The following is a 16,183-nucleotide window of genomic DNA, read 5'->3' as shown; positions in this document are numbered from 1 at the left end:
ACGTTCCACACGTTCCGTCGGCAACGGAAGCAACCGAAGCAACGGAACAGAACGAGGGGGAGCAGCCGATGCCCAACTTACTGAGTGTGCCGCTCGAAAGCGGCGGTTCCGTGCTCGTCGAGATCGACGATGATCCGCAGGCGGTCGTCCGCGTCGCCCGCGGCGGCAACGGGGCCGTCCCGCACGCCGCACAGACCCTGGAGCGTGGTCTGGACAGTGTGCGGGAGGCGGCTCACGCCGTCGTCGGCAGGCTCGCCGACCTCCCGAGCCGGCCGAGCCGGATCACCCTCGAACTGGGCATGAAACTCTCGGCGGAAGCCGGGGTGTTCCTCGCCAAGACCGCAGGCGAGGCATCCCTGACGCTCACGCTGGAGTGGGACGCGGACCGCCCCGAGGCGCTGCCGGTCACCAGGGCCGTCAGCGCCAACGGCGCGGTCGGCTGAGCGCGGCGGGACAGGGGAACGTCGCACCATGCCCGGCCCTGTGCCCAACCCCGGTGTCGCGCGCCTGTGGTCGCACGGCGCGCCGCAGGGCGCCGGTCTCCTGGCCGCTCCGCGCACCGTGTTGACCTGCGGACACGTCGTCTCGGCCGTCGCCGGCGAGCACGAGTCGGTGCCTTTGCCACTCGGGCTGACGGTCCAGCTGGACTTTCCGCTCGCCGATCCGACGGCCCGGCGGCAGGCCGCGACGCTGATCCGGCACGTCCCCGTGGCCGCCGACGGCACGGGCGACATCGCGGTCCTCTCGCTCGCCGAGGAGCCTCCGGCCGGCGTGGAACCCCTACGGCTGCTGGACGTTCGGACCGTGCGCGACCACCCGTTCAAGGCCTTCGGGTTCCCGGCCGGCGACGACGGCGGCGTCTGGTCGTCGGGCCGGATCGTCGACGACCGCGGCCGGGGCTGGGTCCAGATCGAGAGCACCGGGGCCTGCGAGATCCTGCAGGGGTTCAGCGGATCGCCGCTGTGGGACGACCGTCTCAAGTGCGTGGTCGGCATGGTCGTCGCCACCGACCAGCGGTTCCTGGGCCGGGCGGCCTACGCCATCACGGCCGACGTGCTGATCGAGGCCCACCCCGAGCTGCGCCGCTACGCAACGCTTTCGTCCCCCTTCCGGGGGCTGATGCCGTTCCGGGAGCAGGACGCCGCCCATTACTTCGGCCGCTCCGTCCAGACCGCGGAGCTGACCGAGGCGGTGACGACGTCCGTCGTCGTCCCCGTCGTCGGGGCGTCCGGCGTCGGCAAGTCGTCGCTCGTCCAGGCGGGCCTCGTCCCCGCGTTGCGGCGGCGCGGCGACTACAGCGTGGCGACGCTCGTCCCCGAACCGGCCGTGCGGGTCGAGTACATGCTTGCCTCGGCCCTGCTGCCGCTGCTCGGAGAGGAGGCGGAGCCGCGGGCGCGGCTGGAACAATTGGAAGGGCTTGCGAACCGGTTGCGCGATGCCGGAGCCCTTGCTCCGACGGTCAAGGAGGCGCTCAGCCGCACCGGCACCTCGCAACTGCTTCTCTTCATCGACCAGTTCGAGGTCCTCTTCCGCTGCGCACCGGAGGCGGCGGACGCGCTGGTCGAGCAGGCCCTGCACATGACCGGGTGGCGGACCGCGGACGGTGGCCCGCTCGTCCGTCTGGTCTTCACGCTGCGGATGGACTTCCTCACCTCCATGCGCCGCTTCCCGGCCCTTGAGCGCGCCTGCGAGACGTCTGCGTTCTTCGTCAACAAACTGTCCGGCGAGCAGCTCCGGGAGGTGGTGCTGTCACCGGTCGACTCCTTCCACGGCGCCGTGCAGTTCGAGGAGCGGCTGGCGGAGCGTCTGCTGTCCGATGCCGGGAGAAGCCCCGGGGCCCTGCCCCTGCTGGAGTTCGCGCTGACCCTGCTGTGGGAGCGCCAGCTCCAGGGGGTGCTCACGCACGCCGCCTACGAGGAGATCGGCCGGGTCGCGGGCGCCCTCGCGACGCACGCGGAACGGGCCGTCAAGGAGCGGCTGGGCGATCTGACGGACGAGGTGCGGCGGCTGTTCGTCCAGCTCGTCCGTCCAGGGGACGCAGCCGTCGATGCCGATGCCGATGCCCCGCTGGATACGGGACGTACCGCACGCCGCCCCGAACTATCGCCCGCCTGCTGGGAAGCAGCCCAGCTGCTTGCCGTGCAGCGTCTCGTCCACCTCGACCACGCCTCGGACGGGGTGGAGACCGTCTCCCTGGCCCACGAGGCCCTGCTGGAGCACTGGCCCACGCTGCGCTCCTGGGTCGACATGGACCGGGACTTCCGTACCTGGCAGGAACACCTCCGGGCGCGGATCGCCCGCTGGGAGCCGGGCGGCCGCGAACGGGCGCTGCTGATGCGCGGTTCGGAGCTGAAGAAGGCGGAGCAGTGGCTCCGCGACCGGCAGGAGGATATCCCCGAGGACGAGCGCGACTACATCCGCGCGAGCGCGGAATGGCGCCGGAGACGGCGGTTCCGTGGTGCCCTCGCCGCGACGGCCGTGGTCCTGGCCATGGCGGGGCTCGCCGGGGCCAGCCTCTCCTCCGTACGGGACAACAGAGCCGCGGAGCTCGCGAGCGGGCTCGTACAGGAGGCACAGCGCCAGGCGAACTCCCGTCTCGAGCCCGCGGCCCTGCTGTCCGTCGCGGCCTGGCGGACGGCGTCGACCCAGCAGGCCCGTGACAACCTCTTCGACCGCTACCTGTCCGATGCGCGTTACGACGCCGTCCTGCCTGCGAACGGGGCGGTCGCGGAAACGGCGTTGGACGACTCGGGCCGACTGATCGCCGTCCGGACCGATGCCGGCCGCCTGACGGTCTGGCGCAGGTCGGCACAGCCGAACCAGACGACTCAGGTGGCGCAGATGGATGGCGTATCGGCCGTGGCCGTGAGCCCCGACGGCACCCGGCTGGCGCTCGGCGGCGACGGCAACCGGATCCGGATCTGGGACGTGGCCGGCCGCAAGGTCGTGCTGACGCTTCAGGGTGCGGCAAGCACGGCCAGCGCCGATCAGAAGGTGGACCAGCTGGCCTTCGACCGCACGGGGCGCCGCCTCGTCGCGCATCCTCCCGAAGAGGACACGGCACAGGTCTGGGACCTGGACCGGCCCACGGCCCCCGCCACCAGGCTGCAACCGCCCAGCGGGACCGAGGGGTCGGCGGGGAAACTGGCCTTCGACGCGAGCGGGGAGCACGTCGTGTCGGATCACGTGGGCGGCCGCCTGGAGTGGGACGCCCGCACGGGCCGCTTCCTGAAGGCGGACGATGCGGTGGGTGACCCGGGTGCCCCGGCAGTGTGGTTCGTCCAGGGGCCGCATCCCGTCGTGGCCCAGTGCCTCGACACCCGGTGGCACCTCACCGACCCGGTCGGTGGCGGCACCGACACGCGCGTCGCGCAATCCGTTCCCTGCGCCACAGGTGACGAAGTGGCCGGTGTGTCCGACCAATTGATCCTGGGGCGCCGGGCGAACACGGTGACGGTGTACGACGCGCACAGCGGGGCGCCGCTCACGAAATTCACGGAGGACGGGGCATCGGGCGGCCGGTACACCCGGTATTGCCTGACGAACGGAAGCCGCACCTTCGCCCTGGCCCGCGGCACGGAGGCGCTGACCGTGTCCGCCCCGGAGCCCGGCTCGCTGGAAACCGTCAGCTGGATCAACGGTTCGCAGCCGACCGGTAAGGAGGGCGATGCGGAGAGATCACAATTCTCGCCCTCGGGCCGCTATTTGGCGACCGTGGCGGTGGGCGGACCGGTCACGGTCTGGGATCCGTCGACGGGACGCCGGTTCTCCGCGGTCGGTGCAGGGATGGACGGGAACCTGGTGCACGCCGTCTTTGACCCGGCGGAGAAGACCCTCGCCGTGAGCGATATGACGGAGCCGACGGTGACGCTCTACAGCCTGCCCGGCCTCCGCGTAATCCGCCGGCTGCACATCGACCTCCCCGACGGAACCCCGCCCGAGGCGGCATCGATCGCCGGGCTCGGATTCGGCCCGCAGAATCGCCTGACCATCCTTGCGGGCGGCGCCGTCTCCCAATGGGACACGACGACGGGGCGGCGGATCGGGCAGCCTCTGCTTTTCGGCGGCGCCGCGACCGCGATGGCGGTGAACCCGGATTCCGGTGCGGTCGCCGTAACCACCCCCGACCGCCGCGGAATCGAGGTGTGGGACGTGCCGAAGCGGCGCCGCACTGACGTACTCGTCCCCGGCTTCACCGCTCAACTCCTCGACTGGTACAGGGCCGTGCAGTACAGCGCGGACGGCAAGCGTCTGATGCTGGTCGGCCAGAACGGGGAGACGGAGATCCGCGACACGGCAACCGGGCGCCGGCTCATCGCCATCCCCGCCGCCCCGTCCCGTTACACGGCATTCCTCGCCCATTCCGACCAGGTCGTGAGCATGCGCTCCGACGCCTTCGAGGTATGGGGCCCGGAGGGCCTGGTGGCCCGTACTCGTACCCCACCGAATGCCCAAGTACGGGCGGTAGTCCCGTCCCCCGACGGCGAGCACATGCTCCTGACCACCGGCAAGGACCTGGACGTGAGATTCCTCCTCGGCCGGGCAACCCCCGACGCCTGGGCCGCGAGCCTGTGCTCGCGGGTCACCCGCAACATTTCACGGAGCGACATGGGAACGGTGCACTACGGAATTCTGGAACGGTCACTGCTGGGGGTGACGGCATGCGCATCCCGCGGGTAGCGGCCCGGTTGGCTGTGGTCAGCGCCTGTTTGTTGCTGACGGTGTCGTGCGCGTCGTCGAAGGACGCGCCGAATCCGAAGCGCTCGGTTGCTTTGTGGAGCCCGTCGGCGGGGCAGCCGTCAAAGGGCTCGGCGCCGGACGCCCCGTTCGACGTGGATGCCGCGTTGCTGCAGATCAAACGGATGGGTTTCACCGCCGACTCCGAGCCGGCCGAGCTGAAAGCCCTCAAGGGCCCGCTCCGCGCCATTCACAGCCACTGCACGGGCACTACGGACGGCCATTGCGTCATCGTGATGTTCTTCCACGGCAACGACTACGCGGGCTATGACGCACGCGGCACCGGCGAATCCACGATTCTGTCCCAGGACGGGACGACGGTCACGCTCTCGTACCCCGTCTTCAAGACGACGGACCCGATGTGCTGCGCCTCGGGCGGTACCCGGGAGTTCCGGGCACGGTGGGGGAGCGGGAAGGTGGTCTTCACACCGCCGCTGCCGGGGAACCCGAATTTGGCGGGGGGTTGAGGGGGCAAGTCTGTCGGCGTTCACGGATTTCTCCCATGCCGCGGGCATCGGCTCCAGGCGATTCCTCATGGGGAGGCGGCGGATCACGTGACGGTGTCGCGTCCGGGCGGCCGCACCATGTGGGGATTCCGTCAGTGCGCGCTCCGTCTGGCGGCATTCGCCTGCCACTCGCGGCCGATGGAGCGCATCAGGGCCGGGTACACCCCGAGGTACCGGAAAGGCTTGATGGCTGCCATGTAGAGGGTTCCGAACATCCCGTTCGGCTTCACCAGGACGGCCATCTGGCCACGGTAGCCGCCGGACCCGTCCGGGACCCAGCCGATGTGCATCACCCCGTGCACGGTCTTGTTGCCCATCTCGGCGGCCCACTCGTCGTCCGTCTGATAGAGGGAGGTGAAGGGGGACGTTCCGAGGTCGGGCCCCTGGGGGCCCTCGCCAAGGTCCGCCGGCAACCGGTCGCGCAGGGAGGGCAGCCGAGTGCCGATGCCGGAACCGGACTTGTCCCAGCCGAGCAGTGCTCCGAGTTTCCAGCGGATGGCGAAGAGCACGCGGGAGACGGGACCTTCTCCGTTCACCCCGCCACTGATTCTCTCGGCGGTCTGGCGCACCAGCCACACGAGATCGTCGGGTCCGCCGGGGGTGGGCAGTGCCCACACGTCCTCAACTGTGAAGTCGCCGGCGATCTCGTGGATCCGCCAGGGGCGGTCGGTGTGGGCGGTTCGGGGAAGTCTCATGAGCAGGCCCCTGTCTATACGGTGGCGTATAGATCGAGCATAGGACCGTCTATACGCCCGCGTATACTCGGCAGGGACGTGAGGAGACACACACCATGGGCGCGACCCGCACGCCACGGGACAAGTGGATCGAGGAAGGCTTGCGAGCCCTCGTCGCAGGCGGCCCCGAAGCGGTCCGGATCGAGGCACTGGCGCAGGCGCTCGGCGTCAGCAAGGGTGGCTTCTACGGGTACTTCCGCAACCGGGACGCGCTGCTCACCGAAATGCTCGACGCCTGGGAATACGAGGTCACCGAGAGTGTGATCGAGCAGGTTGAGAGCAGCGGGGGAGATGCCAGGGCAAGACTGGAGCGGCTGTTCGCCATCGTTGCCGCCGCTGCCGACGGGCCGGTGCGCGGCACTGTCGCCGATATCGCGATCCGCGACTGGGCCCGCCGCGACGCGGCCGTCGCCGAGCGCCTGCGCCGCGTCGACAACCGCCGTGTGGACTACCTGCGTTCCCTGTTCTCCCCCTTCTGCCCCGACGAGGACGAGGTCGAGGTCCGCTGCCTGATCGCTGTCTCGGTGCGCATCGGCAATCACCTTTACGCCGCCGACAACGGCAAGCGCAGCCGCGCGGAAGTGATGGAGCTGATCAGGCAAAGGTTGCTGGAATAGCCGCTCATGGTGCACCGCCGCCCACCGGGACTGCCCGAGGGCCCCGGATCATCGTTCGCCACGAGCACCCTCACCCCGGCGCCCAGCCAACTCTGTTCGACCTGGACGGGGCTGGGTGTCACCAGGTCTTCCTCGCCGACACCTCTATGTGCAGGGCCGCGGCCCTGCCACCGCAAAATGCCGGCTCCAGCGTGTCCATCAACCCCTGTGTCACCGCATCATTGTTGGACGCATTCGCGAAGGCCACTACCGTCCGTCTGCCGCCCCGCATCGCAAACGACTGCGTCTGGAATCCCTGCACGATGCCGCCGTGTCCGTAGACCTTCCCGCACGACAGAGTGATCTCGCGCAGGCCCAGACCATACGCGACCTTCGCCGTATTCGTAGGCAGCGCGCTCGTCATCTCCCGCAGGGACTCATCCGAGACGAGGCCCCCCGAACTCCCCGCCAACAGAGCGGTCATGAACCGGTCCATGTCCGCGGCCGAAGAGATGACGGCACCCGCGCTCCAGACCCACGAGCCGTTCTGCTCAGTGGCGTCCAGCAGTGGCTTGGAACGGTCGTCATTCGTCAAATAGCCCGTGATGTGCGGGCCTTCGATGGTCTTGTCCGGGACCACGAACGACGTACGTCTCAGGCCCAGCGGCTTGATGATTTGCTCGCGCAGGACGTCCGCGTACGGGCGGCCGGTGAGGTGTTCGATGGCCATGCCCATCAGTACGAAATCCGTGTTGGAGTACGCGTACTGGGTCCCCGGCGGGTACTGCAGGTCGTGCTTCACCGACATTGCCACGAGCTCGGCCGGCTCGTAGACGGTGTTGCGGATGCGCTTCTCGAATCCGACCGTCGTCTCCTCGCCCGGATGCTCCAGCAGGTCGTCCGTGTGGTCGTAGATGCCTGCACGGTGCTGCATCACCTGCCGGGCGGTCATGTTCCAGGTCTCCGGCAGGGTTCCGGACGGGAGGTAGTCGCGCAGTGGCTTGTCCAGGTCGATGCGGCCTTGTTCAGCGAGGCGCATGACGAGGACCGCTGTGAACACCTTGGAGTTGCTGCCCACGCGGAAGCGCCACTTCGCGTTCATCGGCGTACCGTCGAGGTCGGCCTTGCCGACGGCCACGGTGTGTTCGATCTCCACCCTGTGGTGATCCCGGATCACGGCGAACGCGCCCGGCGCGCCCGCCGCGAGTGTGTGTTCCAGGGCGGTGCGGACTCCCGCTGCATCCGGCGGGGTCGCCGCGTCGGCCGTTCCCGTGGTCGTCGTCGACATCACCACGGTCACGGCCGCAACGGTCACCAGCGAACGCAAGAACCCGGTTGTCCTCATAGAGGAGATTCTCCCCCCAGGACGTCCAGGACGTTACGGCAGTTCGATGTCCGGCAGGAGTGCGATCTGCCGCTGCACCCCGTCGTCACCGCCCAGCGCAGGGAAATTCTCGAGCAGCTTCCCGCACAGCGCCGCGAGTTCCGCCTTCGGCTTCTTCGTCGTGAACGCGTAGTACTGGAAAGGCGGTCCGGCGTGGACGGAGGGCTGTCCCGCGACCAGCGGCGTCTGCACCAACAGGTCGCAGACCGGGTACAGCAGCCCCTGCATCGACGCGATGAAGCCCCGCTCGTAGCCGTACCGGACGCTGTCCGTGAATGCGTCCTGGTCCTTGGGGGCGAGCGCCTCCATGGGGGTGCGGTAGATGGCGTCGAGCAGCGCCAGGACGTAGCAGTAGACCGCGTTGGAGAATTCCATCAGGTCCTTGACCGGCTGGTCCGCCGTCACGGTCCTCAGGTCCGGGTCGTCGAGCACGGGCCAGATGACCTCGGCGTCGTCGATCGTGTACTTCTGCTTGCCGTTGTCGTCGAGGACGACACCGATGCCGTCGAGGCCCTTCGCGATGTCGGAGAACTTCATGTAATGGGACGCCTGCCATTTGCCGATCTCCTGTGGCGGGAGGTCGTCCGAGCGCACGATCGGGTCGGGCAGCAGGCCCTTGTCCTCCGGAGCTCCCTCGCCCTGGTCGACGATGACCTGCATCGCCTGGAGCGCGGTCGCCTCGTCGACGATGAGCTGCGGGTGGTCGGAACCGCCGTTCTGGTTCCAATAGGCCCGGTGGTACTGGAACTTCCACCGGTCCTTCTTGGCCGCGCCCCAGTCGATCACCGGGCGCAGGGTCTGGATGCCGCGCTCGATGCGCGCGTAGAACTCGCCGAGGGAGTGATACGGCTCGATCTCGCCCAGCGCCGCCTCCGGCGGGGCGGCCGGCTGTTCGATCTGCATGAACGTGTTCCTGACCTGGTCGGTCGAGAGCTTCCGCAACCGGAGGGTCAGTTCGGGCTCGCGCTTCAGCATCGGGCCCGGGTACGTGGGGATGACGTTCTCGTCGTACAGCCGGAAATCGGTGTCACCGACCGCGATCAGCAGATTGCGCACCAGCGAGAGGTGCAGCATCTCCTCGATCGAGATACCGATCAACGTGCGCTGCGCCGATGCACCGGCCGCCCACTGCGAATAGCCGCGCGTCTTGATCGTGTAGGTCGCGTACAAGTACAGCGGAACCGTGGACAGTTCCACCTGTGCCGCGGCCTTCAAGTGCGCGATCAGGTCCGGCAGGGTGGTGATCTCCTGGACCGGCGCCTTCGTGCTCATCGAGAACCCTCCAGTGCTTGTAATGAAGAAGAGTTGTGCAGACGTTCGTACGCCGCCGGGCTCAGCTCTCTGGTGACGACCGTGAAGTTCCGCCGGGTCAGGGCCAGATGGACCGTCCGCGGCTCGGGGGGCTCGGGGTTCTCGCCCCGGTGCACCGCCGCCAGGTACGTGTGGACGGGCGCGCAGACCCGCAGCAGCCGGAGCGGTGGTGCCGGGGCCGTGCCGTCCTCCGGGCCGGGCCCGTCCAGCACCTCGGTGAAGGCCCGCTCGCAGCGGATCAGATCGATCAGCAGGTCGATCCACGCCTCGCGGTCCGCGCCCGGCTCGGCACCCGGCTCCGCCCCCGGCTCGGCATCCGGCCGCGTACGGGCCAGATGCCCGGCGAAGCCGGCCCCGAGACCGGCCAGGAGAGGGGAGCGGGACGGGTGCGCGTCCAAGTACTCCAGCGCGAACCCGTCGAAGATCTCCCGGCCGAGCAGATGCACCGACCCCGGATGGAGGCTGCGCATGCACTCCAGCAGCCGCAGCCGGTAACCGCGTTGGTGGACGAGCAGCCGTTCGCGCGCGGACAGCCGGCTGGACGCGGTGATCGTGTGCCCCGGGTCCTCGCCCGTCGGGTGCAGGATCACCGACTGCATCCAGCGCTGTACGGATGCCAGCGACGAGCCGTCAGCCACCGGCGCCACCCGTCAGGACGGCCGCCGATTCCTTGGCCCTGTCCAGTTCGGCCAGCAACTCGGGGAAGGGCGGCAGCTTGTCGTCCCGTTCCAGCAGGGTGGACACCCCGCCGGTCAGCTCGGTCGCCAGCCGGTACAGCTCCCACACCGGCTCGGCCACGGGCGCGTCGTGGGTGTCCACGATGTGCGTGCCGTAGTGGGTGTGGCCCGCGAGGTGCATCTGGACCACGCGTTCGTGCGGCAGCTCGCGCAGATAGCGCACCGGATCGAAGTCGTGGTTGAAGGCCGAGACATGGACGTTGTTCACGTCGAGGAGCAGCCCGCAGTCCGCCTCCTCCGCCAGCCGTCCCAGGAACTCCCACTCGGAGAGCGTGGAGTCGCAGAACTCCACATAGCTGCTGGGGTTTTCCAGGACGAGCCGCCGCTCCAGCACGTCCTGGACGACGCGCACGCGCTCGACGACGTGACGCAGGGTCTCCTCGGTGAACGGCAGCGGCAGCAGGTCGTGGGTGTTCACGCCCAGCACGCCCGTCCAGCACACGTGGTCCGAGACCCAGGGCGCCCGCACCTCGTCGGCGAGCCGCTTCAGACGGCGCAGGTAGCCGAGGTCCAGGGGATCCGTGCTGCCGATGGACATCGACACCCCGTGCAGGACGACCGGATAGTGCTCGGCGATCTCGGCGAGGGCCTGTCGCCTGCCGCCGTGCGCGCCGAGGAAGTTCTCCGAGATGATCTCGAAGAAGCCGACGGGCGGCAGGCTCTGGCGGATGTACGAAAGGTGCGGCGTTCGCAACCCGACCCCGAAGCCGAGGTGCGGCATGCCCAGCCGTGCCTCCCGCGCCTCGCTCACTGCGGCTGCGACATGTAGTCGTAGTGCGGCATGCTGTCGTCCTTGATGCCCTCGCCCGGGGACGGGCCGAACGCCTTGCCCGCTGCGTACATCCGGGCCTCGAAGAGCCGACGCGCCTGCTTCCAGACGCTCTTGCCCTTCAGCGGGCCCGCCGAGAACACCCGGCTCTCGTTGATCGGGCTGGCACAGCTGCCGTTGTAGCGGCAGTCCTGCTCCCCTGGGTGGAACTGCTCGTAGTCCGTGCCCGCGTAGCCGCAGCCTCCCTGGCCCCGGCAGGAACCCTCGCCGTGACAGACGTGGTTGACGGTCGCGCAGGTGCCCATGCCCGCCATGGGGGCCGTGCCCGGGGCGTCGAGCCCTGCGCACGAGTTGAGTCCCATACAGACGTGCAGCTCCCGGGGCACCTCCTGGGGCAGCGGCGGGTCCGTCTCCGGCCCGCGGGCGGAAGAGGTGGAGCGGTCGGCCATGGTGGTCGGTCCTCTCGGCTCGATTCGGCTCGATGATCGAACGCCACACCCTGGCAGGGGAGATCGGGGGGACGGCAGAGAGAGATCCGGCCACGCGGGGTCCGGGGATCGGATCCGGCCACCCACGCCATTCCATGCCGGCTTCGACGCCGGCTTCGGCTACGGCAACTACGGCGTCATCAGGCCCCAGAACGGTGCCCAGGCGAAGAACAGCGCGCTCGTGAGACCCAGGAGCCCGAGTCGGGCATGGGTCCGGCCCGAGACCATAGCCCTGACTCGCCACCAGACCAAGGCTGTTGTCACGGCCGTCAGTGCCGTCCCGGCTGTGAGAAGTTGCAGGACGAGCCAGCACACCGGACGGTCGCCGAGCATCGGGCCAGTGGTCAGCGTCTTCATCACGAAGCGGAAGTAGCCCAGGAAGCCGAGCACGGTGGCCAGTCCTGCCGCGGCCAGCCATCGCGGTGCCCGGCCCGCCCCGGGAGCGCAGGGGCGTTTGCGCAGGCGGCGTACCAGTTCCGTCAGCAGGTATGCAGCGAATGAGACGACCATGAAGACGAATGCTGCGGTCTGCGCCGCGGATCCCTGGTACATGGGGAGAGGGGCCAGAGCATGGCTTCGCCTCTCCTGGTGAGGCAGGGCATCGTCGATCCGGTGTCCGTGTCCGGCGACCCAGGATGCCACGGTGTCGACGTAGCCGGGCGTCAGTTGCTCGCCCCGCTGGAAACCGTCGGAAGAAGTGTGCAGTTTGTGATCGGCGTGCGAGAAGAAACGGATGGTCACGTCGGTGTTGCCGCCGTCCCTCAGTGCCTTCTCGATGGCGACGGCGCTCTCCGCCGGGGGCGACTTGTGGTCGTCACCCCACAGGGCGAGGACCGGCTGGTGCACGCGCCGCAGTGCCGGCAGCGGATCGTAGTCCGCCTCGGGGAGCAGGCCGGCGTCCGTAAGGAATCGTGTGCCGGTGACGGACACCGTCCGCAGCAGCGATCCTGCGACACCTTCGTGGCGAAGCGTGTTCTCCAGGGACCATGCCGATTCCCGGGCCGGGGACACCCCGGACGTTCCGACCAGTACCACGTACGAGACCTGCGCCGAGTGCGAGGCCGCGAGCGGAACGACCCAGCCGCCCTCGCTGAACCCCCAGAGTCCGACCCTGCGGGGATCCACATCGGCGCGCCCGTTCAACAACCGGACACCCGCCAGGGCGTCGTCGGCGAGCTGTGCATAGGACCGCTGTGTCAGCGAGTATCCCGCGGTCCGTTTGTCGTAGCTGAGGACCACGAACCCGGACCGTGCCATGGCCTGCGCCTCGGCCCGGTACTTCGCCCGTGTCTCCGGACCCGAACCGTGCACCAGCACGATCCCGGGCCGCCGTTGTGGTGCCGTCCCGGCGGGTGCCGTGACCGTGCCGTGCAGTGTCACGTCCCCGCTGCGGAACTCCACTGACTCCACACTCTGCTCGATGTCCTGCCCCGCCCGGACGGGACCTGCCACGGGCGCCCCGCTTGCTGCCCCGCTTGCCGTTGCCAAGACTGCCAGCGCCGCGATCAGACACATGGCCCACCAGGTCCGCATACCGCCCCGCCCCCTGATCTTCACGACCCCTCCGTCCGAGAACCTCGGCCGGTTCCCCCTCGTCGACCTTGCGGCACATGGCCGCGGCCGCCAATCCGGCAGGCCCTCCAGCCGTGCGGGGGGACAGCACCACCCACCACTTGAGGACATCCCGATCGGCAGATCCACCGGCGCTCCGGGGCCGATTGCGGGTACACCTTTCCCTGACCGGATGTCATGTCCAGCCGTGTCACGGGGCGTGTTACGGGAGATGCCACGGGACATCCATGGGACATCCAACGGGACGAGAGAGGTGCTCAGCACGTGAGATCGCACACCACGGGGGAACCCGCCGACCGCAAGCAGGCGCCGGACCGGCCACGCGTCGGCGCGGCCGGTTCCGGCGGTTACCAACGGGCGCTGGGCGCCCGGCAGATGCAGATGATCGCCATCGGCGGCACCATCGGCACCGGCCTCTTCCTCGGCGCGGGCACCGCGATATCCAAGGCCGGGCCGAGTCTCATCGTCTGGTACGCCGTGGCCGGCGCCGTCCTCTTCCTCGTCATGCGGGCGCTCGGCGAACTGCTCACCCACCGCCCGGTGTCCGGCAGCTTCGCCGACCACGCGCGGGAATTCCTCGGGCCGTTCTGGGGGTACGCCACCGCCTGGACGTACTGGATCATGTGGGTCACCACGGGGATGGCCGAGATCACCGCGGCGGGGGAGTACGTCAAGTACTGGTACCCCGGCTTCGATCAGTGGAAGACCGCGCTGATCTCGCTGGTGGTGCTCGCCTGCGCCAACCTGATCTCCGTGAAGATCTTCGGCGAGCTGGAGTTCTGGTTCGCCCTCATCAAGGTCACCGCCATCATCGGCATGATCCTCATCGGAATCGGGGTCCTCCTCATCGGCTTCGGCGACGCCGGGCACACGGCCTCCGTCAGCCACCTCTGGGCCGACGGCGGCATCGCCCCGCGCGGCGTGCGCAACTCCCTGATGACGCTGCAGATCGTGCTCTTCGCCTACCTCGGCGTCGAGCTCGTCGGCGTCACCGCGGGCGAGACCAAGGACCCGGAGAAGAACATCCCGCGCGCCATCAACAGCCTCCCGCTGCGGTTCGGACTCTTCTACCTCGGCGCCCTGCTGGTCATCCTGTCCGTGGTGAGCTGGCAGGAATTCCAGCCGGGGACGAGCCCGTTCGTCGCCGCCTTCCAGAAGATCGGGATTCCGGCCGCGGCCGGAATCGTCAACTTCGTGCTGCTCACGGCGGCCCTGTCCTCCTGCAACGCGGGCGGCCTGTACGCCACGGCACGCATGCTGCGCACCGTGGGGCTCAACGGGGACGGGCCCAGGGCCCTGGCCGGGCTCAGCGGAAGAGGGGTGCCGGCCGTGGGCGTGGCCCTGTCGGCGGTGGTCATGGCGATCGGCGTGTGGGTCAACGCCGTCGACCCGGACCACGCCTTCGCCTACATCACCGCGGTGTCCACCGGCGGGGCCATCACGGTCTGGAGCGTCATCCTCGTGACGCACCTGCGCTACCGGCAGGCGGTACGGGCGGGCCTGGCGGCCCCGTCCTCGTACCGGATGCCGGGAGCTCCGTACACCAACTGGCTCGCCCTGGCGGCCTTCGCCTTCATCACCGTGCTCATCGCCTGGGACTCCGGCACGCGGGTGGCCCTCTACGTCATCGCCGTGTGGTTCGCGCTGCTGGGGGTGGGGTATCCGTTCGTGCGCCGCGGGGCGCGGGCGTAGCCGGATCCTGCTGCTGCGTGCTCTATGCGCGCAGCAGCAGGAAGACGCCCGCGAGCACTCCGCCGAGGACGATCGCGGCTGCTCCCCGCCAGAGGCGGTGCCGGCGCAGTACGGGCAGGAAGTGGTCGACGGCACAGCGGCCGGGGCCGGCGAGGGCCAGGCAGACGGCCGCCGTGGCCAGCAGGATCTCGTACTCGACGCCCTCGGGCGCGAAGAAGCCGTCGTCCTTGACGACCAGGGCGTTGATCATGATGCCGAAGAGCCCGGCGGCGGCCAGCGGGGTGAGCAGCCCCAGCGCGACCCCCAGGCCCCCCAGGGTCTCCGTGAGCCCCGCCACCACGGCCATGGCCTTGCCCGCCGGATAACCGATCTTGGTGAACTCGTGCCCGGTGAGGACGAGACCCGGGCCGTCGAACCAGCCGAACAGCTTCTGGGTTCCGTGAGCGGCCATGGTCAGCCCGGCCACGAGGCGCAGGAACAGAAGCCCCACGTCGCAGCCGAGCGGGTCCGTGCCGCCGGACGAGGGCGGGCCGGAGAGCGGGGCGCCGAGCGGGTTGGAGGAGAAGGCCATGACCGGGGATCCTTTTCTTGCCGTGAGATGCAGTGAGATGCACCGGGATGTGCTCTCCGTGTCATCGGCGCACTGAGGGGCGTCCCCGAGGGGCGCTGGGCCACGCGTGTACTTTTGCAGTGCCTCCGTACCGCTGACCGGCACGGTGCGCAACCCATCCCGCCCGACAACCGTGCTGCCGCCCCGGTACCGCGATACCGAGACAAGGACGCCTACCCCCATGCCTTACGTGCGCCACTGGTTGCGCAACTCCATCCTGCTGTTCGTGGCCGCGATCGTGCTCGGGCTGCTCGCCGCGCACACCGGCGCGATTCAGCCCCACGACCTGAGCCTGGACCGCACGATCCAGACGAACGCCAGGACCGGGTGGCTGAACCACGTGATGCTGGGAGTCAGCTACTGTGCGTCGCCGGTGGCCGGCGTGATCATCCTGGTGGTCTGGTCGGGGTGGCTGCTGGTGATCCGGCGCCGGCCCATGCGGGCGGTGGCGACCTTCCTCGTCGTCGCGATCGGGTGGAACAGCACGCAGGTCGCCAAGGCGATCGTCGCCCGGCAGCGGCCGCCGCGGCAGTTCTCGCTCGACCCGGAGATCGGCTCCAACAGCTTCCCCAGCGGCCACACGGCCTTCACGGTGGCGGCCGCCGTCGCCGCGTACTTCCTCTTCCGCGAGTCCCGGCACCGCCGCACGGTCGCCGTCATCGGCGTCCTCGCGGTGCTGCTCGTCGCCTTCTCCCGCATGTACATCGGCGCCCACTACCCGACCGACACCCTCGGCTCGGTGCTGGTGGCCGGTTCCGCGATCTTCTTCGTGACGGGCGTGTGGAACGTCTGGCTGCTGCCGCGGCTCGACCGGTTGCCGTTGCTCGGCAGCTTCGGGCTGGCGCGGGAGCTGGACGAGCTGGACGAGGAGCCGCGGGGTGGCCGCAGCCGTGGCCGCGGGGCGGTTCCCGCCCCCGCCCGGGCCTCCGGCGGGCGGCATCGCAGGCACGCGGGGCGCTGAGCCGGCCCCGGGCGAAGGGCCGCGACCCATCCGGGTCGCGGCCCTTCCTGTTTCTTGCAACACGTTCTACCGTGTGCGCCGGCGAC

Annotated in this window: 14 protein-coding genes; 6 read left to right on the top strand and 8 right to left on the bottom strand. The window is 69.5% G+C overall.

What is annotated here, in order from left to right:
- The first annotated feature begins 68 nt into the window (after window positions 1–68).
- Genes ACWD4B_RS17215 through ACWD4B_RS17205 form a run of 3 tightly spaced genes read left to right on the top strand, consistent with a single transcriptional unit; the run spans window position 69 to window position 5,204 of the window.
- Window positions 69–443 (top strand): CU044_2847 family protein, encoded by a 375-nt coding sequence (locus ACWD4B_RS17215; RefSeq protein ID WP_451421508.1) that lies wholly within the window; start codon window positions 69–71, stop codon window positions 441–443.
- 28 nt (window positions 444–471) lie between these two features.
- On the top strand, window positions 472–4,680 hold the full coding sequence (locus ACWD4B_RS17210; protein WP_451421507.1) for an nSTAND1 domain-containing NTPase: 4,209 nt from the start codon (window positions 472–474) through the stop codon (window positions 4,678–4,680).
- Complete coding sequence (locus ACWD4B_RS17205) at window positions 4,662–5,204, top strand: LppP/LprE family lipoprotein (protein ID WP_451421506.1); 543 nt, start codon at window positions 4,662–4,664, stop codon at window positions 5,202–5,204. Before ACWD4B_RS17210 ends, ACWD4B_RS17205 begins: the two co-directional genes overlap by 19 nt.
- Window positions 5,205–5,335: 131 nt before the next feature.
- On the opposite strand, the gene ACWD4B_RS17200 is transcribed toward ACWD4B_RS17205, so the two are convergent.
- Entirely contained in the window at window positions 5,336–5,938 is a 603-nt protein-coding gene (locus tag ACWD4B_RS17200) for a DUF2867 domain-containing protein (protein WP_451421505.1), read from the bottom strand.
- Between the two features lie 95 nt (window positions 5,939–6,033).
- Here ACWD4B_RS17200 and ACWD4B_RS17195 point away from each other — a divergent pair, with 95 nt between their 5' ends.
- On the top strand, window positions 6,034–6,594 hold the full coding sequence (locus ACWD4B_RS17195) for a TetR/AcrR family transcriptional regulator (RefSeq protein WP_451421504.1): 561 nt from the start codon (window positions 6,034–6,036) through the stop codon (window positions 6,592–6,594).
- Between the two features lie 118 nt (window positions 6,595–6,712).
- Here ACWD4B_RS17195 and ACWD4B_RS17190 read toward each other — a convergent pair whose 3' ends face one another.
- The 6 genes from ACWD4B_RS17190 to ACWD4B_RS17165 all read right to left on the bottom strand — a co-directional run bounded on the left by ACWD4B_RS17190 (window position 6,713) and on the right by ACWD4B_RS17165 (window position 12,714).
- Entirely contained in the window at window positions 6,713–7,918 is a 1,206-nt protein-coding gene (locus ACWD4B_RS17190) for a serine hydrolase domain-containing protein (RefSeq protein ID WP_451421503.1), read from the bottom strand.
- A 33-nt stretch (window positions 7,919–7,951) separates the two neighbouring features.
- The gene (locus ACWD4B_RS17185; protein ID WP_451421502.1) at window positions 7,952–9,229 is read right to left on the bottom strand and encodes a ferritin-like domain-containing protein; all 1,278 of its coding nucleotides are present in this window, start codon (window positions 9,227–9,229) and stop codon (window positions 7,952–7,954) included.
- Window positions 9,226–9,906, bottom strand: a complete 681-nt coding sequence (locus ACWD4B_RS17180) for an HvfC/BufC N-terminal domain-containing protein (protein WP_451421501.1) — start codon at window positions 9,904–9,906, stop codon at window positions 9,226–9,228. The genes ACWD4B_RS17185 and ACWD4B_RS17180 overlap by 4 nt, the downstream gene beginning before the upstream one ends.
- Entirely contained in the window at window positions 9,899–10,756 is an 858-nt protein-coding gene (bufB, locus tag ACWD4B_RS17175) for an MNIO family bufferin maturase (protein WP_451421500.1), read from the bottom strand. Before bufB ends, ACWD4B_RS17180 begins: the two co-directional genes overlap by 8 nt.
- Window positions 10,753–11,223: a hypothetical protein gene (locus ACWD4B_RS17170; RefSeq protein ID WP_451421499.1), complete on the bottom strand. Its 471-nt coding sequence runs from the start codon at window positions 11,221–11,223 to the stop codon at window positions 10,753–10,755. The genes bufB and ACWD4B_RS17170 overlap by 4 nt, the downstream gene beginning before the upstream one ends.
- A gap of 168 nt (window positions 11,224–11,391) precedes the next feature.
- The gene (locus ACWD4B_RS17165) at window positions 11,392–12,714 is read right to left on the bottom strand and encodes an alpha/beta hydrolase family protein (RefSeq protein WP_451421498.1); all 1,323 of its coding nucleotides are present in this window, start codon (window positions 12,712–12,714) and stop codon (window positions 11,392–11,394) included.
- Window positions 12,715–13,209: 495 nt separating this feature from the next.
- On the opposite strand from ACWD4B_RS17165, the gene ACWD4B_RS17160 reads away from it, so the two are divergent.
- On the top strand, window positions 13,210–14,526 hold the full coding sequence (locus tag ACWD4B_RS17160) for an amino acid permease (RefSeq protein WP_451421528.1): 1,317 nt from the start codon (window positions 13,210–13,212) through the stop codon (window positions 14,524–14,526).
- 22 nt (window positions 14,527–14,548) lie between these two features.
- Here ACWD4B_RS17160 and ACWD4B_RS17155 read toward each other — a convergent pair whose 3' ends face one another.
- On the bottom strand, window positions 14,549–15,097 hold the full coding sequence (locus tag ACWD4B_RS17155; RefSeq protein WP_451421497.1) for a DoxX family protein: 549 nt from the start codon (window positions 15,095–15,097) through the stop codon (window positions 14,549–14,551).
- Between the two features lie 220 nt (window positions 15,098–15,317).
- On the opposite strand from ACWD4B_RS17155, the gene ACWD4B_RS17150 reads away from it, so the two are divergent.
- Entirely contained in the window at window positions 15,318–16,097 is a 780-nt protein-coding gene (locus tag ACWD4B_RS17150; protein WP_451421496.1) for a phosphatase PAP2 family protein, read from the top strand.
- Window positions 16,098–16,183: the final 86 nt, after the last annotated feature.

The organism is Streptomyces sp. NPDC002536 (assembly GCF_053594995.1).
This window is presented reverse-complemented; position numbering and strand designations above follow the sequence as displayed.